This is a genomic window from Pseudomonas sp. FP597 (genome assembly GCF_030687435.1).
GTDB classification, from domain to species: Bacteria; Pseudomonadota; Gammaproteobacteria; order Pseudomonadales; family Pseudomonadaceae; genus Aquipseudomonas; species Aquipseudomonas lactucae.
The window spans coordinates 4,980,178-4,998,548 of the sequence record NZ_CP117432.1 but is presented as its reverse complement, the minus strand read 5'-3'; the positions used below and the strand labels follow the sequence as shown (position 1 = coordinate 4,998,548).

20 protein-coding genes and 2 pseudogenes are annotated in these 18,371 nt (G+C 60.6%); 9 read left to right on the top strand and 13 right to left on the bottom strand.

The annotated features are described in order from the left end of the window. Window positions 1–35: 35 nt before the first annotated feature. Window positions 36–551, bottom strand: coding sequence for an N-acetyltransferase (locus tag PSH66_RS22850; RefSeq protein ID WP_003175696.1), 516 nt, complete (start codon window positions 549–551; stop codon window positions 36–38). A 144-nt stretch (window positions 552–695) separates the two neighbouring features. On the opposite strand from PSH66_RS22850, the gene PSH66_RS22845 reads away from it, so the two are divergent. Genes PSH66_RS22845 through PSH66_RS22830 form a run of 4 tightly spaced genes read left to right on the top strand, consistent with a single transcriptional unit; the run spans window position 696 to window position 3,207 of the window. Next, complete coding sequence (locus PSH66_RS22845; RefSeq protein WP_003175695.1) at window positions 696–1,100, top strand: nuclear transport factor 2 family protein; 405 nt, start codon at window positions 696–698, stop codon at window positions 1,098–1,100. Between the two features lie 43 nt (window positions 1,101–1,143). Then, window positions 1,144–1,488, top strand: a complete 345-nt coding sequence (locus tag PSH66_RS22840) for a YciI family protein (protein WP_305427697.1) — start codon at window positions 1,144–1,146, stop codon at window positions 1,486–1,488. Between the two features lie 34 nt (window positions 1,489–1,522). Next, entirely contained in the window at window positions 1,523–1,999 is a 477-nt protein-coding gene (locus PSH66_RS22835) for an SRPBCC family protein (RefSeq protein WP_003175693.1), read from the top strand. Further along, window positions 1,996–3,207, top strand: a complete 1,212-nt coding sequence (locus tag PSH66_RS22830; protein WP_305427696.1) for an RNA polymerase sigma factor — start codon at window positions 1,996–1,998, stop codon at window positions 3,205–3,207. The genes PSH66_RS22835 and PSH66_RS22830 overlap by 4 nt, the downstream gene beginning before the upstream one ends. Window positions 3,208–3,273: 66 nt before the next feature. Here the strand turns inward: PSH66_RS22830 and PSH66_RS22825 are convergent, their stop codons facing one another. Continuing rightward, window positions 3,274–4,128 (bottom strand): LysR family transcriptional regulator, encoded by an 855-nt coding sequence (locus PSH66_RS22825; RefSeq protein WP_003175691.1) that lies wholly within the window; start codon window positions 4,126–4,128, stop codon window positions 3,274–3,276. A gap of 88 nt (window positions 4,129–4,216) precedes the next feature. On the opposite strand from PSH66_RS22825, the gene PSH66_RS22820 reads away from it, so the two are divergent. Then, entirely contained in the window at window positions 4,217–4,729 is a 513-nt protein-coding gene (locus PSH66_RS22820) for a multidrug/biocide efflux PACE transporter (protein ID WP_042945180.1), read from the top strand. On the opposite strand, the gene PSH66_RS22815 is transcribed toward PSH66_RS22820, so the two are convergent. Continuing rightward, entirely contained in the window at window positions 4,628–5,386 is a 759-nt protein-coding gene (locus tag PSH66_RS22815; RefSeq protein WP_305427695.1) for an SDR family NAD(P)-dependent oxidoreductase, read from the bottom strand. The two genes, PSH66_RS22820 and PSH66_RS22815, sit on opposite strands and share 102 nt — an antisense overlap. A gap of 108 nt (window positions 5,387–5,494) precedes the next feature. On the opposite strand from PSH66_RS22815, the gene PSH66_RS22810 reads away from it, so the two are divergent. Both PSH66_RS22810 and PSH66_RS22805 read left to right on the top strand, forming a co-directional pair. Further along, the gene (locus PSH66_RS22810) at window positions 5,495–6,403 is read left to right on the top strand and encodes a LysR family transcriptional regulator (protein ID WP_003175689.1); all 909 of its coding nucleotides are present in this window, start codon (window positions 5,495–5,497) and stop codon (window positions 6,401–6,403) included. Window positions 6,404–6,486: 83 nt separating this feature from the next. Next, window positions 6,487–7,800, top strand: coding sequence for a hypothetical protein (locus PSH66_RS22805; RefSeq protein ID WP_305427694.1), 1,314 nt, complete (start codon window positions 6,487–6,489; stop codon window positions 7,798–7,800). A gap of 42 nt (window positions 7,801–7,842) precedes the next feature. Here the strand turns inward: PSH66_RS22805 and PSH66_RS22800 are convergent, their stop codons facing one another. The 4 genes from PSH66_RS22800 to PSH66_RS22785 form a co-directional block, all read right to left on the bottom strand. Next, window positions 7,843–9,459 (bottom strand): inorganic phosphate transporter, encoded by a 1,617-nt coding sequence (locus PSH66_RS22800; protein WP_003175687.1) that lies wholly within the window; start codon window positions 9,457–9,459, stop codon window positions 7,843–7,845. Window positions 9,460–9,638: 179 nt separating this feature from the next. After that, the gene (locus PSH66_RS22795) at window positions 9,639–10,658 is read right to left on the bottom strand and encodes a transporter (protein WP_003175686.1); all 1,020 of its coding nucleotides are present in this window, start codon (window positions 10,656–10,658) and stop codon (window positions 9,639–9,641) included. A gap of 150 nt (window positions 10,659–10,808) precedes the next feature. Further along, window positions 10,809–11,117 carry a PepSY domain-containing protein gene (locus PSH66_RS22790; protein ID WP_003175685.1) on the bottom strand — a complete coding sequence of 103 codons (309 nt, stop codon included), beginning with the start codon at window positions 11,115–11,117 and terminating at the stop codon, window positions 10,809–10,811. A gap of 91 nt (window positions 11,118–11,208) precedes the next feature. Further along, window positions 11,209–12,336: a glycerophosphodiester phosphodiesterase family protein gene (locus PSH66_RS22785; protein WP_003175684.1), complete on the bottom strand. Its 1,128-nt coding sequence runs from the start codon at window positions 12,334–12,336 to the stop codon at window positions 11,209–11,211. A gap of 232 nt (window positions 12,337–12,568) precedes the next feature. On the opposite strand from PSH66_RS22785, the gene PSH66_RS22780 reads away from it, so the two are divergent. Continuing rightward, complete coding sequence (locus tag PSH66_RS22780; protein ID WP_003175683.1) at window positions 12,569–12,892, top strand: DUF2025 family protein; 324 nt, start codon at window positions 12,569–12,571, stop codon at window positions 12,890–12,892. A 90-nt stretch (window positions 12,893–12,982) separates the two neighbouring features. Here the strand turns inward: PSH66_RS22780 and PSH66_RS22775 are convergent, their stop codons facing one another. Next, entirely contained in the window at window positions 12,983–13,303 is a 321-nt protein-coding gene (locus PSH66_RS22775; RefSeq protein ID WP_003175682.1) for an antibiotic biosynthesis monooxygenase, read from the bottom strand. Further along, entirely contained in the window at window positions 13,300–14,001 is a 702-nt protein-coding gene (locus tag PSH66_RS22770; RefSeq protein ID WP_305427693.1) for a CTP synthase, read from the bottom strand. Before PSH66_RS22770 ends, PSH66_RS22775 begins: the two co-directional genes overlap by 4 nt. 80 nt (window positions 14,002–14,081) lie before the next feature. On the opposite strand from PSH66_RS22770, the gene PSH66_RS22765 reads away from it, so the two are divergent. Further along, the gene (locus PSH66_RS22765; protein ID WP_305427692.1) at window positions 14,082–14,978 is read left to right on the top strand and encodes a LysR family transcriptional regulator; all 897 of its coding nucleotides are present in this window, start codon (window positions 14,082–14,084) and stop codon (window positions 14,976–14,978) included. A gap of 13 nt (window positions 14,979–14,991) precedes the next feature. Here the strand turns inward: PSH66_RS22765 and PSH66_RS22760 are convergent, their stop codons facing one another. The 4 genes and pseudogenes from PSH66_RS22760 to PSH66_RS22750 all read right to left on the bottom strand — a co-directional run bounded on the left by PSH66_RS22760 (window position 14,992) and on the right by PSH66_RS22750 (window position 18,240). Beyond that, the gene (locus tag PSH66_RS22760; protein ID WP_141063301.1) at window positions 14,992–15,513 is read right to left on the bottom strand and encodes a DUF1003 domain-containing protein; all 522 of its coding nucleotides are present in this window, start codon (window positions 15,511–15,513) and stop codon (window positions 14,992–14,994) included. 83 nt (window positions 15,514–15,596) lie between these two features. Further along, a pseudogene (locus tag PSH66_RS30255) lies at window positions 15,597–16,031 on the bottom strand (methyl-accepting chemotaxis protein); the annotation flags it as partial. 162 nt (window positions 16,032–16,193) lie between these two features. Then, window positions 16,194–16,826: pseudogene (locus tag PSH66_RS30250) on the bottom strand (PAS domain-containing protein); the annotation flags it as partial. 355 nt (window positions 16,827–17,181) lie between these two features. Then, the gene (locus tag PSH66_RS22750) at window positions 17,182–18,240 is read right to left on the bottom strand and encodes a diguanylate cyclase (protein WP_042945174.1); all 1,059 of its coding nucleotides are present in this window, start codon (window positions 18,238–18,240) and stop codon (window positions 17,182–17,184) included. Window positions 18,241–18,371: the final 131 nt, after the last annotated feature.

Genomic DNA, 18,371 nt, shown 5'->3' with positions numbered 1-18,371 from the left:
ATTCGTTACTTTTAATGGGTTAAGTCATATATACGTTACATCGCGTCAGTGTCAACGGTGGCCCGACCAAATACCCAGCTCAAACGCCGCTCATAGCCAACTCGCCCTTTGTAAGCCTCCCCGCAATCCACCCACCCCAGCCCCAGATACAAGCCCATCGCCGCCACATTGTCCGTATCCACCGACAACTCCAATGCCTTGATCTGCGGCCAGGCCTCAAGCGCCACCGCCGGCAACGCCTGCAGACACGCCTTGCCGAACCCACGGCCTTGTTGGCGGCGATCCACCTGCAAGGCATGCAGCGTGGCGCTGTGCTCATCGGCCCAATGGGGCAGGCACGGCGGACGTTTGAGCAGGAGGAAGGCCACGGGGAGGTCGCCGGCCAGCAGCGCAAAGCCTTTGACGCCGGGGCTGGGTTTGGCCAACAGGCTATTGAGCGTGCAATACATATCGCCGCAAAACGGCAACTGTTCAGGGTGGACTTCGAGGGCGCTGACCTGCTGTTTCTGTACGGCGGTCAGCGTTTCGTAGGCGACTAGGCGGGTGTGCATGGGAGTGGCCGAGCGGCTGCAAGTAAGGCCGCAGTCTATCGGGTTTGGTGGGGGCGAAATTATTTTTCAGTGCTCTGTCGATTCGTCCACGGCGCGTTCGACTAAGGGTGTCTTCCATGATTTTCCATCCCAGGAGTCAACGCCATGAGCACTGCAATCAACACCCTGATCGAACAATGGAAACATGCCGTACTGGCCCGCGATATCGACAGGATTGTCAGCTATTACGCCGACGATATCGTCTCGTTCGACGCCGTGACCGCCCTGCAGTTCAAGGGCAAGGCCGCTTACCGTGCACACTGGGAGGCGTGCATGGAGCATTGCCCGGGCCCCGGTATTTTCGAGTTCCACGAACTGCGCATTGTGCAGGCCCAGGACAGCGCATTTGCCCACTGGCTGGCGCACTGCGGCGGTGGCGACAAGACTTGCTGGATGCGCGTCACCGCCGGTTATCAGCGTTTTAATGGTGAATGGAAAGTGGTGCATGAGCATTGGTCGGCACCGTTCGACATGGAGAAAGGCACCGCGCTGTTCGACCTGAAACCTTGAGCATCGCGAACTATAGTCATGAGTTCAGAAAACGGAGAACACCATGAAATACCTGTGCCTGATCTACAGCAACGAACAGGTGCTGCACACCTCGCCCGACAGCCCTGCCGACCCTGAATGTTTCGCTTACGCCCAGGCCATCCAGGCCAGCGGGCGCATGCTCGCGGCCGAGCCGCTGGAGTCGGTGAGCACCGCCACCACCGTGCGTATGCGCAACGGCAAGTTGTCGATCACCGACGGGCCGTTTGCCGAAACCAAGGAACAGCTCGCCGGCTTTTACCTGATCGAGGCCAAGGACCTCAACGAAGCGCTCCAGGTAGCCGCAGGCATCCCGGCTGCCCGGGTAGGCAGTGTGGAAGTGCGCCCGGTGCGCGAATTGAATCTCTGAGCACAACAAACCCAATAATCAGGAGGTTTATCCCATGTCCCTGCAACCTGCCGAATTTGAACTGTCCATCAGCAGACTGATCGACGCACCGCGTAGTCGGGTGTTTCGCGCCTGGACCGACCCCACGCTGCTGCAACAATGGTGGGGCCCCCACGGCATGACCACCCCCGAGTGCGAAATGAACCTGTGGGTCGGTGGGCTGTTTCGCACTCTGATGCGCGCGCCGGATGGCAGCGAGTACCCGACCCAGGGCGTGTTTTTGGAGATCGACGCGCCCAACCGGCTGGTGTTCACCGATGCGTTCAAGCCGGGCTGGATCCCCTCGGGCAAACCCTTCATGAGCGCCGAGGTCACTTTCCAGGAGCAGGACGGCAAGACCCTCTACACCGCCCGCGCCATGCATTGGAGTGCCGAGGACAAGCAGGCCCATGAAGCCATGGGCTTTCACGACGGCTGGGGTCAGAGCCTCGACCGTTTGGTGAAGCTGGTGACCGAGGACCTGCGCGATTGACGCCGCAGATCGAGGCGATCTACCGCAGTGAATCGCGGCGCGTGCTCGCCACCCTGATCCGTCTGCTGGGGGATTTCGACCTCGCCGAAGACGCCCTGCACGAGGCGTTCTTCGTCGCGGTCGAACGCTGGCCGCAGGACGGCATGCCAAGCAACCCCCGCGCCTGGCTGGTCTCTACCGGGCGCTTCAAGGCCATTGACCGCCTGCGCCGCCAGGCGCGTTTTACCCCGCTGTTGCAGGCGCAGGCCGACGCATTGGAAGCGGCGCACTGGAGCGTTGACGACGTGGAAGACGACCGCCTGCGCCTGATGTTTACCTGCTGCCACCCGGCACTGGCCGCCGATGCCCAGGCGGCGTTGACCTTGCGTGAGATCTGCGACCTCACCACCGAGGAAATCGCCCGGGCGTTTCTCGTCACGCCCACCACCATCGCCCAGCGCATCGTGCGGGCCAAGGGCAAGATCCGCGAGGCGAAAATCCCCTATCAAGTGCCGTCGCTGGTTGAGCTTCCAGAGCGCCTCGACAGCGTATTGCGCGTGATTTACCTGGTGTTCAACGAGGGTTATTCGGCGTCCATCGGTGCCGACCTCACCCGCGAAGAACTTACCGGCGAAGCCATTCGCCTGGCGCGCTTGCTCATGGAGTTGTTGCCGGAGCCGGAAGTCATGGGCCTGCTGGCGCTGATGCTGCTGCACGAATCCCGCCGTGCGGCGCGTACCTCGGCCAGTGGCGAACTGGTGTTGTTGGATGAACAGGACCGTTTGTTGTGGGACGCGTCCTTGATTACTGAAGGCTGCGCGCTGGTGGAACGCGCGCTGACGACACGCCGCTTCGGCCCCTACTGCCTGCAAGCGGCAATTGCGGCGGTGCATGCCGAGGCGCCGAGCGCAGGGCAAACGGATTGGCCGCAGATTGTCGGGCTCTACGATGTATTGCTCAGGGTCCAGCCGTCGCCGGTGATCGAGTTGAACCGCGCGGTGGCGCTGGCCATGCGCGATGGGCCGTTGGCGGGGCTGCTAGAGGTGGAAGCGATTCTGGCGCGCGGCGAGTTGCTCGATTACCACTTGGCTTACTCGGCGCGCGGCGAGTTCTGTCGACGGTTGGGACGGGTTGAAGACGCGCGCGCAGCGTACGAAAAAGCCCTGTCCCTGACCCGACAGGCCCCGGAACAGCGCTTTCTCCAGCAACGTCTCGCCGAACTCCAGTAGCCCAGTCAATGAAGATCAAACTGTGGGAGGGAGCTTGATCTGTATTCTCAGGAAGGGCAGTGCTCGTCACTCCAACATCTTGCCCAACAACCAACTCCCCGCCGGCCCCGGTGCATGGTGGCGTGACCACAGTGCATCCACCGCCACCGACCGCGGCCAACTGCGTGCGGTGAGTTCGACCAGTTGCCCGCCGCCAAATCGCTCCACCAGCCAGCGCGGAATCGGTGCCCAGCCGAATCCCAGTTGCGCCATCTCCATCAGCATCAGGTAACTGGGCGCCGACCAGACGCGGCCGCTGGCGCGGGTTTCGTTGGGGTTGATGATGCTGGCCAGGCGCAGCTCGCGGTGTTGTTGCAGGGCGTGTGCGGTGATGGACTTGAGCGCCGCCAACGGGTGTTTCGGCGACACGAACAGCGCAATTTCCGTGCGCTCATCCACGGTCGCGCAGGTCAGGTCCGGCGGGTAAACCTCCTGATGCTCAATAAACGCGATCTGTGCCCGGCCGCTCTGCACCAGGGCGATCAGGTCTTCGCACTCGGCAATCAAACATTCGAGTTCAAGGTCCGGATAGCGCTGTTCAAACGCGCTGAGCGCACGCTCGAAACGGTCGGACTGGTACGTATCGGACATGGCGATGGTCAGCTTCGGCTCCAGGCCCTGGGCCAACTGACTCGCCGCCAGCGCCAGGCGGCTGCTGGCCTCCAGCACGTGCTCGGCGCGTTGCAGCAGCACATGGCCGGCCGGGGTGAGCGTCGGCTTGCGGCTGCTGCGGTCGAACAACAGCACATCCAAGTCAATCTCCAGGCTGGCCACCGCTGCGCTGACGGTGGACTGGCTCTTGCCCAATGTGCGCGCCGCCGCGGAAAACGAGCCCTGAGTGGCCGCCTGGACAAATGCCTGCAGCACTTCGTGAGAGGCCATGACTATCGCCTTGATCGATGGTTATTGGTTATGAAGTATCGAGTCAAAGGGTAATGATGGCAACCTTCCTCACTCACGGAGACCGGTCATGAGCCCTAGCAAATCCCTCACTGAACGCGTGTGCCAAGCCATCGGTTTCGAAGCCCTGGCGTTGTTGATCTGTACGCCGCTGCTGGCGTGGATCATGGACAAGCCCGCGCTGGAGATGGGCATGGTCACCCTGGCGATCAGCCTGATGGCGTTGACTTGGAACGTGATTTTCAACGGCCTGTTCGACCGCCTCAAGGCGCGCCTGCAACTGGCCAACAACGCCTGGACCCGCGTGCTCCATGCGTTGCTGTTCGAAGGCGGGCTGATCCTGGTGTGCGTGCCGTTGATCGCGGCGTGGCTGAAGATCAGTCTGTTGCAGGCGTTTATCCTCGACATCGGCGTACTGCTGTTCTTCCTGCCGTACACCTATGTGTATCACTGGGGCTATGACGTGCTGCGTGAAAAGCTCCTACAAAAACATACCGCCCGAAGCCTCGATCCGTTGGCCGGTGATCCAGTGGCTGCCGTCGGCCAACAGGCTGGCGATGGCCCCGCCAATGTCATCCGGTAAACCGGCGCGGCCCAGGGCGGTGTTGTTGGCGACCATCGTGTTGAGGCTGGCGTTGTCGCGCACGGCGCCGCCGCCGAAGTCGGTCTCGATGGCGCCGGGAGCGAGGATGTTGACGCTGATGCCACGCCCGCCCAATTCCTTGGCCTGGTAGCGGGTCAGCACTTCCATCGCACCTTTCATTGCCGCGTAGGCCGCGTAACCGGGCAGGCTGAAGCGTGCCAGGCCGCTGGAGACGTTAAGGATGCGGCCACCGTCGCGGATCAACGGCAACAACTGTTGGGTCAGGAAAAACGGCCCCTTGAATTGGATCGCCACCAGTTGATCGAACTGCTCCTCGGTGGTTTCAGCGAAGCTGGCGTGAATGCCGATACCGGCGTTGTTGATCAGAAAGTCGAAGTGATCCTGTGCGAAAACATCCTTCAGCACGCCGGCCACGTCGCCGACGAAATCGCCAAAAGTCGCGCTCTGGCTGACGTCCAGCTTGAGCATGGCGGCGCGGCCACCCAACTGTTCGATCTGTGCCGCCAGGGCCTGCGCTTCATCGGCCTTGCTGTGGTAAGTGCCAATGATGTCAACGCCTTGTGCGGCCAGGTGCAGTGCGGCGTTCTTGCCCAGGCCACGGCTGGCGCCGGTGATGAGTGCGATTTTACGGGTCATGGTGCAGTCCTCTTCAGATGTGAGCGTGGGACTGAGTGTATTTGTCCGCTTGTTACGTGATAAACAGAGCAGAACCGGAATCACTGGCCGGATAAGGCGAACAATCCCATGAACAAACTTGAATTGCTGCGCACCTTTGTACGCGTCACCGAACTGTCGAGTTTTACCCAGGCCGGCGAGAGCCTGGGCCTGCCGCGCTCTACAGTGTCCGAGCATGTGCAGGCGTTGGAAGAACTGCTCGGTGCGCGCTTGTTGCAACGCACCACACGCAAGGTGCAAGCCACCCAGGACGGGCGCGTTTTATATGAGCGCAGCAAGGATTTGCTGGCGCATATGGACGAACTGGAAGGCCTGTTCCGTCAGGACGAAGCGCAGTTGACCGGGCGGATTCGCGTGGACATGCCCAACGTCATGGCGCGCGATTTGATCCTGCCGCGCCTGCCGCAGTTCATGGATGCGCACCCGTTGATCGAGTTGGAAATCAGCACCACCGACCGCCAGGTCGACCTGCTCGCCGAAGGGTTTGATTGCGTGCTGCGCGTCGGCGCACAGCCGGACCAGACAGTAGTGGCGCGTTTACTGTGTAGCCTGCCGCTGCTCAATTGCGCGAGCGCGACCTACCTGGAGCGCTATGGTGTGCCGCAGACCCTGGCGGACTTGGCCGACCATCACCTGGTTCATTACGTACGCCCGCTGGGCTCACGCTCGGCGGGGTTCGAATACCTGCAGGGCAACAAAGTACAACGTATCCCCATGGCCGGGCGCGTCACGGTCAGCAGCACCGACGCGTACAAATCCGCATGCCTGGGCGGCTTCGGGATTATCCAGGCGCCGGCCCTGGGCATGGCTGAAGAACTGGCCAGCGGCGAGTTGGTGGCGGTGCTGCCGGGGTTCTCGGCTCCGCCGTTGAACGTGTCGTTGCTCTACGCCGGCCAGCGACATCTGCCGCTGCGGGTGCGGGTGTTCATAGAGTGGATGGCCGACACGTTGAAAGAGAATATAGCGTCGACAGGGTGATGGCGCTTGGCTATTATTCGGCCCCGTTTCGCGATACAGATAGATTCAGGCAATATATTTAATCACCAAGGATGGAAGAGTACGTGTCAAATAATATTGATAAGTTCAATGGTGTAGCGTCGCTGCTCGCTAAGTGCCTGCTCGGTGTGGGTGTCCTTGTTGTTCTTATTTACTGCATGAGAATTGGTTTTTTTCCGGTAGGTTTAACATTGAGCGATAGCTTGGTTTTCATCTTCTTGGCTATTGGGTTTGGCGTGCTGTATCTGTTCTGGATTTCATTGGGCTTCTTTATTATTTACGGTGGCCATCTGGCCCATGAAGAATATAAGAAAGTGAAGGAAAGAAAGGCTATAGAGCTTGAAGGCAGGGCGCTGACGGCTGATGAGGAAGTTGAATTAAAATACGACTACTCAGTCTGGTTGATGCCCATTGCCAGTTTGTTTTTCGTAGCTATATTAGTGCTGTTGGCTATTTTTTTTGAGGATGTATTTGTCATCATTATTCCGTTGGCCAGTGGCTTCATGCTTTTTCTGGTGACCATCAAGTGGACGCCACTGGATCCAAGTTCGGACCCTGTGCACATACAACAACGCGAAAACGTAAGGTGGTTCATACTTGCAATGGCGCTGGCCGTCGCCCCGTTGATGGCCATGTCATTTATTAACGCGCTGATTGACGTCAACATGAAAAAGCTGGGGTTCAGGCAAGAGAGCGTTTCGCTGGTGCTCAGTGATGAGAATTACAAAACGCTGACGACGGCGGCACGCACATTGGGGCTTCAGGTGCTGGGGTGTCCCGGCGACAGTGGCGACAACAACATTGTCCATAACGTTAATGTGCTGTGGAATGGGTTTGGTGAGCGCACCCTGATCGAAATAGTAGGGCCTAAAACATCGGGAGAGCCGGCTGCGCGGCTTGAACTGGATCGACAAGGTGTCAGCGTTCTGAAAGTACTGGACGTAAAGACGCGTCGCTCAGTGTCTTACAAGGCGTGCCTGAACCTGGAGGCGGGCTCCTTATTTGAAAGCAATGGCGCCGAGCCTACAGCCTTGGGCAAACGCAAGATCAATGAGTTTCGGCGGCAGCTACGGGCTTTTGCAAAAACATCTGGCTTATCTGTGGTCGAAGCTTCGATTACCGGCTACGCAGACCGACAGCCATTGAAAGCCAAGGGTGATACCAACCTCGAATTGTCCAGGCGCCGCGCCCTCAGCGTCAGCCAGTACCTGGGCTCGATACTGGTGCCGCTGAGTGAGGACAACAAGAGCATCGTGGGCCGCGGTGTCGCGCAAACGCGTGCTGAATGTCCTGCGGGACTGGCCCCTGCCGATATGTCCAGTTGTTTGTCATCTGATCGGCGTGTAGAAGTCGTGGTGGAGTTTGGTTTGCGACCGTAAAGGTGGGACATAGCGTGCTCCCACCGTTGATTCTTCGTCGGGTCAGAACAGCTTGGTGAACAGCCAGTACAGGCTACCCGACAGCAAAATCGCCGCCGGCAACGTCAGCACCCAGGCCATCAACAAATTGCGGATGGTCCGCATCTGCAACCCACCGCCATTGGCCACCATGGTTCCCGCCACACCGGACGACAACACATGGGTGGTCGACACCGGCAACCCATACATATCCGCCGCGCCGATGGTCAGCATCGCCACGGTTTCCGCTGAAGCGCCCTGGGCGTAAGTCATGTGGGTCTTGCCGATTTTCTCGCCGACGGTGACCACGATGCGCTTCCAGCCGACCATCGTGCCCAGGCCCAATGCGATGGCCACGGCGATCTTCACCCACAGCGGAATAAAGCGCGTGGAGTTGTCGATCTGCTGCTTGAACAGTTGCAGTTTGCCTTGGGTGTCGGCGTCGAAATTGCCGACTTTGCCCTTGTCCATCAAGCGAATGGTTTCGCTGGTCAGGTACATGTCGTTACGCACGTTGCCGACCGCTTCGGCGGGGACCTTGGCCAGGGAGCCGTAGCCTTTTACCTCTTCACCGATATGCCCGGTGAGGGCGGCGAGGGCCGGTACCAACTGCGGGGTGGCTTCCTTGGTGCGCACGTAGGTCGACAGGATCGGCCGCGGATCACCCGGCAACGCCTGCGGCGCGGTTTTCATCAACGCCACCTGGGTCACTTCCGCCACCGCCGCAAACTGCAACGACTGCTCGGCCGGCATGGTGCGGTTCAACGCATACGCCATCGGCAGGGTGCCGACCAGGATCAACATGATCAGGCCCATGCCTTTTTGCCCATCGTTGGAACCGTGGGCGAATGACACGCCGGTGCAGGTGGCGATCAGCATGCCGCGGATCCACCATGGCGGCGGGGTGTCGCCTTTGGGGGCCTTGTACAGCGAGCGGTTTTTCACGAAGGCGCGCAGGGCCAGCAACAGCAAGGCGGCAAACGCGAAGCCGATCAGCGGCGACAGCAGCAGCGCGTAACCGATCTTGATCGCTTGGCTCCAGTCCACACCACTGGTGCCGTCACGCCCGTGCATCAGGGCATTCGCCACGCCCACGCCGATGATCGAACCGATCAGCGTATGGGACGACGAAGCCGGCAGCCCCAGCCACCAGGTGCCGAGGTTCCACAGGATCGCGGCGATCAGCAGGGCGAAGATCATCGCAAACCCGGCCGAGGAGCCGACCTGCAAAATCAGCTCCACCGGCAGCAGGGCAATGATGCCGAACGCCACCGCGCCGCTGGAGAGCAGCACGCCGAGGAAGTTGAAAAAGCCCGACCACACCACCGCGAAATGCGGCGGCAGCGAGTTGGTGTAAATCACCGTCGCTACGGCGTTGGCGGTGTCATGAAAACCATTGACGAACTCGAACCCCAGGGCAATCAACAGCGCCACGCCCAGCAGCAGGAACGGGGTCCAGGTGGTGACCACGGTGCCAAGCTCCTTCATGTCGTGCATCAGGCTGTAGGCGGTGAACAACAGGCCCATGGCGAGCACGGCGAAGAACATGATCACAGTGACCAGCCCGGGTTTCTTGTCCAGCCTGGGTTTGGGATTGGCAGTCGAGGTGTGGGTGGAGGCAGTCAGGGAAGGGGTAGCCATGCCGGAGCATCCAAGTAATGAAGGATGTCGTTCATAGTCATTGCAGAATGTTACAAAGATGCTGCGATAGATCAGTGTTTGTGGAATCGGCTATGTCGCTGGTCTAAAAAACACCGCAGAACCCTGTGGGAGGGAGCAAGTCGAATCGTCGCACCGCCCCTCCCACAGTCGACCGCATTTCAATTAGAGAATTTGCGAAAGGCCCAGCGCCCGGCAATCAAGGTAAACGTCGCGACCAACGCCACCAGAATCCAGAAGCCCTCCGGATCCTGGGATAGCGGCACACCGCCCACGTTCATGCCAAAGAAACCGGCGATGATGTTGATCGGCAGCGCCAGTACCGTCACCACCGTAAGGGTGAACAGGGTGCGGTTGGTTTGCTCGTTGAGGTTGGCGGCGATCTCTTCCTGCAACAACTTGATGCGCTCGCCCAGGGCCGTCAGGTCGTTGATGATCAGCGCGAACTCCTCGGTGGATTTGCGCAGCTCCTTCACGTCTTCCTTTTGCAGCCATTGCGGCGGGCGATTGAGCAGGCGCAGCAGTGAGCCCGGCTCCAGCGCCAGCAGGCGTTGCAGGCGCACCAGCACCCGGCGTGCCGCGCCCAGTTCGGCGCGGTTGGTGGACAGGCGCGAGGACAGCAACTGGTCTTCGATATGGTCGACGCTGATGCTGGTCTTGCGCACGATCTGCGTCAGCACTTCACCCTGGTCGCGCAGCAGGTGCACCAGCAGTTCCAGCGGCGAGCGGAAGTGTTCACCGGCCTTGACCGACGAGCGCAACTTGTCCACCGAGTGCAGCGGTTGCAGGCGCGCGCTGATCAACAGGCGACTGCGGGCGCACACCCACAGCGTGGAAATGTCGGACGAGACCATGCTGCTGAAGTTGAACACCACGTCATTGACCACCGCCAGCAAGGCCGAGTCGACGTGTTCGATACGCGTGGAGCGTGAGCCCTCATGCAGGGCTTCAAAGAATTCTTCCGGCAACTCCAGGTGCGCCTGCATCCAGCGCTCGCAGGCGGCGTGGGCCAGGTTCAGGTGCAGCCACAGGAATTCTTCCGGGTTCTGGGGGCCTGTGAGCGCCGCGAGTGCGGTGGCCGAATCAATCTGTTCGCCCTTGACGCCAGGACGAAAACGAAAACCGTAAAGCAAGCCAAACAGATCGGAATCCTGGTGGCTGTGGTCAATGCTGTGGTTCATGGAGGCTCGCAGAGAAAGCGCCTGTAGGACGTTTCACAGGATCGCGTGGGCGAATCATTGCAAGGCGGTATGACGGTTATGTGACGGTTTAGCGGTGCCCATAAAAAAACCGCGCCACCCGAAGGTGGCGCGGTTTTTATTGGGCTCAACTCAGGTGTCTAGCTTGTCTTCAAGCACAGCACCTGTCTTGGCATTGAGCTTCACTTCAAAGTTCTTGCCAGCGGTGTCGGTCAGATCAACTTCGTAGACCAGTACGCCGCTGTTGTTGTAGTCCAGCTCGGTATCGTTGATGGTGGCGCCAGCATGTTTGGCCACGGCGGCAGCGTTGAGTTTCTCGAAAGGCATCACGGCGCCGGATTTGAGCAAGCCTTCAATCTGGTCCGGACGAACATCAGCCTGGGCCAGGCCGGCAGTCACGGTCAGGGCAGCGGCGGCGAACAAAGCGGTCAAAGTTTTCATGGTGTGTCCTTCTTGGGTGAGCTGTTTAAGTGGCGCCAGATTAACCAGCGCAACTTAACTCATCCTTAATGGCGCACAGCCACCGACCACGTTAGTACTTATAGTCGTTGAGCAGATCCTGCACGCTCGACGACGGCCAGCGCTTGTAGAACTTCAACAGTTCGGCGGCGCGGTTGGTGAAGATGCCATCGACGCCGGCCTTCATGACTTTTTCGAAGTCCACCGGTTCATCCACGGTGTACACGTGCACCAGCAGGCCCTTGTCGTGGGTCAGCTTGTTCATTTCAGGCTTCACCAGGTCGGTGTAGCTCTGGTCACCATGGTCGGTCAGTTCCGCCGACGGGCCGGTGCCGATGGCGCCGAAGCTTTTGGCGTCGTCGACCCATTTTTCGAACTCGGCGGCGTCCTTCGGCTCCTGTTTGGCGTAGTAGGCGGCCTTGGTCGGCTCGCCGGATTCGGCGAAGGTCTGCTTGGATTTCGGCTCGATGCTGCCTTCACCCACCCACAACAGCAGGATCTTCGGGGTATTGGGCATTTCTTTCTGCAGCTCTTTGAGGCTGGCGGTTTCGAAGGTTTGCAGCACCACGCGGCCTTTACCCTGGCCAACGCCGGTGTTGCTCTTGCCGAGCTTGGAGCCGGCGGAGCTCAGCCAGCCTTTGTCCAGCAGCTTGTTTTTCAGGTCGGCTTCGATGCCCGGGAATTGCTTGGGCTCCTTGGTTTCGATGTACAGGCCGGGTTTGTGCTGCGGGTTGCCCTCGGCAATCTTGATGATGTCGTCCAGGCTCAGGATCTTCAGGCCGACGAAGCCAGGACGCGCGCGGTCCGGGTAGGCGGCGTTGAACCAACTGCCGGCGTCGAGGGTTTGCAGTTCTTTCCAGGTGAACTCGTTGGCCGGCGCGTCTTTGCGCTCGGGGAACTTGGTGGCCACGTCAGTGGTGCGTTGCAGGTTGTTGTCATGCAGGGCGAACAGCACGCCGTCCTTGCTGCGCTGCAGGTCCAGTTCCAGATAGTCGGCGCCCAGGTCGCGCGCGACCTTGTAGGCCGCGGCGGTGGATTCGGGCGCGTCGTACGAGGCGCCACGGTGGGCGATCACGGCGGGGTAGGGAATGCCTTCGTTTGTGGCCAGTTCAGCCGGGCTGATCGGGTCGGCAGCCTGTGCCTGGCCCAGGCCGAGCATCAGCGCCAGCAGCAAGGCGCTCTTGGTAAACGTGACCGGCATATGCGAAGTCCTTTCGTGAAGGTAGCTTTGAGAAGGCCTCCTTTTTAACAATTGCTTGCGAAAGGCGCTATCACCAAACCCACATTAACGTGCGCGGACACCAATTTTCTTGGTTTTTTGGCGGCGCATTGCAATACTCCTGCCCCAAACCGGCCCGTTAGAGGCCGGTAATTTCTGCCACGCGTGTAAACCATCTTTCCAGTCCCTGTGGGGCTTTTCATTGAGGTTTACCATGCGCATCACGTCCGAACTTATCTGCCAGGCCGCCGACCAACTCCAGGGTTTTGTCGGCCTCAACCGCAAGACCGGCCAGTACATCGTACGTTTCAGTGAAGACTCCTTCGGCATGGACGTGGCCGACGACGGCATCATCCCCACCGCCGAATTCGTCTGGCTGCCGGGCCCCGAGCAAACCATGACGCTGTCGCGCGAGCGCATCCAGTTGCTGCTCGACCAGAACATCGACGACCGCATCAACATCACCGAGCCGTTGCGCGTGTATATGCGGCGGGTGGAGATTCCACAGATCAGTGCGGTGCGCAGTTTGGTGAGCTAGATGGATACGATTGGTTGAACGACGCAGGATCAAATGTGGGAGCTGGCAAGCCCCTCCCACACATTTTTGCGGTGTTTGCCAGGCAGTGTTTCAACGCTTGAAGCTGTAGGCCCTTTCCACTTTGCACACCCGCGTCTGAAACGCCGAGTACCAAGTGGAGCGCCCCTGCTCACGCACAGCCCGGTGCTCGGCCTGCTGCTTCCAGGCCAGGATCGCCGCCTCGCTGCGCCAATACGACACGGTAATCCCCAGGCCATCCTCACGCGCGGATTCCACCCCGAGAAACCCCGGTTGTTCCCGCGCCAGTTCCAGCATGCGGCCGGCGGCATCAAAGTAACCTTGATCGCCGTCGGTGCGCAGTGAGCTGAAAATCACCGCATAGTAGGGCGGGGCGGGTGTCTTGGCGATCATGCCGACTGCGCCTGGCAGGCCTGGAGCAGGGCGATCGCCAGGGGCGGTGTGATGCCTTTGAGCGCCGCGCGTTCGGGTTGGAACAGGGTGGCGACGTAGAAGGGGTGATCGAGCAACTCCACGGCCCGCAGGTCGCCTGCCGAGTCATGGCCGGTGGGGATCAGGTCGCCCTCCAGCAATGCGCTGGCGAATGCGGGGTTCATGCCGTAGCGACAGCGATAACCTTCTTCGATATCCAGGTGGCCGTAGGCTTCGGCAATGCGCGTGTAGGGCGCCAAACGCAAGGTATCGGTGGTTTCCACCAAGGCGCAGCTCAGGGGCGTGATGACGGCGCGCTTGGCATCGGGCGCCAGTTCGCCATGCTCGGCGTCGACCCAGCCCATTACATTGCGGGCATATTCGAGCACCGCATGTTGAAAACCGCCGCAGGTGCCCAGGAACGGTCGGCGTTGTTCGCGGGCAAAACGGATCGCCCGCAGTGCGCCGTCGGTGTCACGGTAGGGGCTGGCGGGCACGCACCAGAATCCGTCGAAATCGTGCAGGGTGTCGGGGAGTCTGTCCGTGTCGAGCCATTGGGGACGCACGCTCAGGCCCAGGGCGCCGGCGGCCTGCTCCAGTGCCACGGGAATGGCCTGGTGAGCGATGACTCCGGGGTTGTAGTCGCCGATCAGGGCGAGGTGCACAGTGCGAGTGTTCATTGTGTGTATCCCATGGCTTGTGGTGTCCTGGTACGCACTATAGATTGGCGTCCACGCAATCAATATTGGCGTTTGCCCACATGCTCAATGCAGCGACGCACTACTCAATTGACTACCCCGACCTGTCCCTGATCCTCGCCCTGGTGCGTGGCGGCAGCCTGGCGCGGGCGGCGGCGCTGTTGCGGGTGGACGTGTCGACGGTATTTCGCGCGATACGCCGCCTGGAGGCGGCGCTCGGCCAGACGCTGTTTGAAAAAAGCCGCGCCGGTTACTTGCCCACCAGCCTGGCCAGCCATCTGGCGCAGCAGGCCGAGCGCGCCGAGCAAGCCCTGGAAGCCGCGCGCATCGGGGTGGAGCAGGGCGGTGAAGTGATCAGCGGCACGGTGCGCCTGACCTGTACCGACTCGGTACTGCAAGGTCTGTTATTGCCGGCTCTGGCGCAGTTCATGCCGCAGTATCCGGCGCTCACGCTGGAGCTGAGCACCTCCAATGATTTCGCCAACCTCAGCCGCCGCGATGCGGATATCGCCCTGCGCCTGACCAGGACACCGCCCGAGCATCTGGTAGGACGTTGCCTCGGTACGGTGGCGTACCAAGTCTGCGCCAGTGCCGACTACGCCCGTGACCATGCAGGCCGCGCGCTGGCCGAGCTGGCCTGGATCGCGCCGGATGACTTCCTGCCCGACCACCCCACCGTCGCCTGGCGTCGCGAGCATCTGCCGGGCGTACGCCCCAGCTATCGTTGCAACAGCATGTTGTCTGTCACCGAGTTGGTGCGTGCCGGGCTGGGGGCGGCGGCGTTGCCGGATTTTTTACTGGATGAACGCCTGCAAACACTGGGTCCTGCATTGGCCGGGCATGACACCGCGCTGTGGTTGCTCACGCGCCCGGATTGCCGGGCACTGCGCTCGGTGGTGACGCTGTTTGATGAGCTGGCGCGGCATGTGCGCTTAAACACCGGACACAACCAAGTCTAAATGTAGGAGTGGATTACTGAGGTTTTCGTACGAAGTGCTCATGCATTTCGCACGTCAGGCTGTCGATGTGTTCCGTCAGTTGCTTGGTCATTTCGGTCAGCCGGGTGTTTTGTTCCAGCAATTCGAGCAACTGTTTGGTGGTTTGTTCGGCCTGGGCCTGACGCTCGGTATTGGCGATCGCCAGCGCTTCGCGGTGCTGGGCGTCGGCGTCGGATTGGGCTTTGTCGCGTGCGGCCTGGCGCGTCTGGGCCAGCAGGATCAAGGGCGCGGCATACGCCGATTGCAGGCTGAAGGCCAGGTTGAGCAGGATGAACGGGTAGACATCAAAGTGGGTGACGCCGGTCGCGTTCAGCGCCACCCACAGCACCACGATCGCCGTTTGCGCACCCAGAAAGGTGGGGGTGCCGAAGAAGCGTGCGAAGGCTTCGGCCTTGAGCGCAAAGGTGTCGTTGCCGAACGTGGGGGCCAGGTGGGCATGCGGACGGTGGAAACGCAGGTGGTCGACAGGCGCGGTTTTGGGTTTTTCTGGGATCATGGCGAACTCGGGTCATCAACGTTGAGACAGGGTTTCACTATAGCCGTGGCGACCTGTCTGACGCATGAATAACCAAGGCCTGCTCAGCGGCCACCACGCTCATTGGCAAACGCGCTCACCGCCTGCACCGCCTCGCTGGTGCCTTGGCGAATCTGCAGGATCACCGTGCCGGCGCGGTTGGCCAGGTCCACACCCTGGGCGGCGCGGTCGCGGGTGCCGTCCATGCTGTCGATGGCCTGGCGGGTCTCGTCCTGGATCATCGCGATCATGCTGGAGATTTCCGTGGTCGAGCCGCTGGTGCGCGCGGCCAGTTGCCGAACTTCATCGGCCACCACGGCAAACCCGCGTCCTTGCTCGCCCGCCCGCGCCGCCTCGATGGCCGCGTTGAGGGCCAGCAGGTTGGTCTGGTCGGCGATGCCGCGAATGGTGTTGACGATGGTGCTGATTTGCTGCGAACGCTCGCCCAACTTGGCAATCAGGTGTGATGAACTGTCGATGTCGGCGGCAATGTTGCGCATATCGTTGGCGCTTTGCTGGATCACCTCGGCGCCTTTTTCAGCAATGTCCCGGGTGTTGAGGGAGATGTGATACGCCTGGGCGGCGCTTGCCGTATCGGCGGCATGTTGCTGGACCATGTCCGTCACGTCCGAGGCGAACTTCACCACCTTGCACAGTCGCCCGCTGGCGTCGTACACCGGGTTGTAGTTGGCTTCGAGCCAGACCGGCCGGCCGTTTTTATCCACGCGCTCGAATTGGCCGCTGAAGAACTCGCCCTGGTTCAGGCGCTGCCAGAAATCGCGGTATGCCGAACTGTTGGCCAACGCCGGGGTACAGAACAGGCGGTGATGCTGGCCCTGGATCTGCGCCAGGCTGTAGCCCATACGCTGCAGGAAGTTTGCATTGGCCGTAAGGATGCTGCCATCGAGGTTGAACTCGATCACCGCCATCGCCCGGCCGATAGCTTCCAGTTTGGCGTTGGCTTCGCTTTCGGCTTGCAGGCGCGAGGTGACATCCATGGCGTACTTCACCACCTTGACCACTTGGCCGGTGTCATCGCGCACCGGGTTGTAACTGGCCTCCAGCCATACCGATTGACCGTTGCCAGCCACGCGTTCGAACGTCCCGGATTGGAATTGACCACTGCGCAAGTTTGACCATAACTGCTGGTACTCGGCGCTACGGCTGTACGTCGGTGTACACAGCATCCGATGGGGCTGGCCCACGATCTGCTCGGCGCGGTAGTGCAGGGTCTTGAGCAGATTGTCATTGGCCCGCAGCACCGTGCCTTGCAGGTCGAATTCGATCACCGCCATGGAGCGCTCGATCGCGTCCAGCATGCTGGCCTGATGAGCGACCATGTGTTGCAGCGAATGGATGGTTTTTTTATGGGCGTTGAATAGCATGTTCGGTGGCTCGGGCAAGCAAACGTCGTCGGGGTTTTCCATGCGTGGGCGCCTGCCCCGTTCGGCGCCGGGCCTACGGTTGACGTGCTCATTGCCAGCGTCCTGATGCTGACAGCGGGGGGGTAACAGAGGGTTAAGAGTGATCAGCCTGACGAGAAGTTCGCCTCAAGGGCAGGACCTTTTTTGGGATGGCGACCAGTGGTGGCATTTTGCTTTTTTTGCCACCGTCAGCCAGGACATTCAGCCGCGATGTGGTGCGACGGCTTCAAGCCGTATGGGCAATCTGCGCGTCGCTCACATTCACGCGGTTGCGCCCCGTGTCCTTGGCTGCATACAGCGCCCGGTCCGCAGCGTTGAGCCACATGGCGGCATCACTGAAGAAGGGCTGGTAATCCGCCAAACCAATACTCAGGCTCACGCGCAGTTCGGGGATTTGCGGGTTGCGGTAGTTGCTGAAGATTTCGCGCATGCGCTCCATGCGTCGCGCTGCTTCTTCCTGGCGCATTTGCGGAAGAATCACACAGAACTCATCGCCACCGTAACGCCCTGCCAGGTCGTCGTCCCGCAGGTTGCGACGCAACTCCAGGCTCAGTTGGCGCAGTACGGCGTCACCGACAATATGGCCATGGGTGTCGTTGATCCGTTTGAAATGGTCAATGTCGATCAGCGCGATGGTGGCCTGGCTGTGTTGCTGCTGGCATTGGTGGAATTTGAGGTGCAGCAGGTCTTTCCACGAACCGTGATTGAGCAGCCCGGTGAGACTGTCGATGCGGCTCAGGGCACTGAGCGCGCGTTTATGTTCCGACAATTTGATCGCCAACTGGTAGCAGACCATGCCGATGGCCATAGGATAGAGGGTCAGCATCGGCAGGCAGGCATACACCTGCTCCAGGCTGACAGAGGGGTTGAACTTGAAGCCGAACAGCAGAGCGGCCACGGCTGCGCCAAGCAACTGCGCCAGGGCGCCGCGCAACAGCAGACGTTTGCCGCCGGCGGCGACGTTGTTCATCGACACCATCGACAGCAGCGTCACCGTCGTTAACGGGGTGAATTGCAAGGCGGCGGCCCAGAACCCGCTGAACAGGGCGTCATACACCAGATTGCGCTGTTCGGCGTCGTAGGGGACTTTGGCATGGGTTGCCAATTGATACGCCAGGTGCGGCCAGACAACGCCATTGATCAGCAGCAGCACCCAGATCCAGCCAGGCATCGGCAGTGGATACAGGGCGGCGATCACGCCGATGCTGCACATGGCGGCGCCGATGATCCTTGGCCTGTAGATACGCCTGGCGAACGAAAGCCCTTTGCCTTGTCTGTTTTCCATAGATTCCTGGGGCAGCTCGTTTTTGCAGTACGACAGCACGCGCTCGCGGGGCTAACCGTTGATCGGATAAGAAGGGTGAATATTGTCTGTGATTCGCGCAGGAATAATCAGTGGCCTTAGAGGCCATTTGC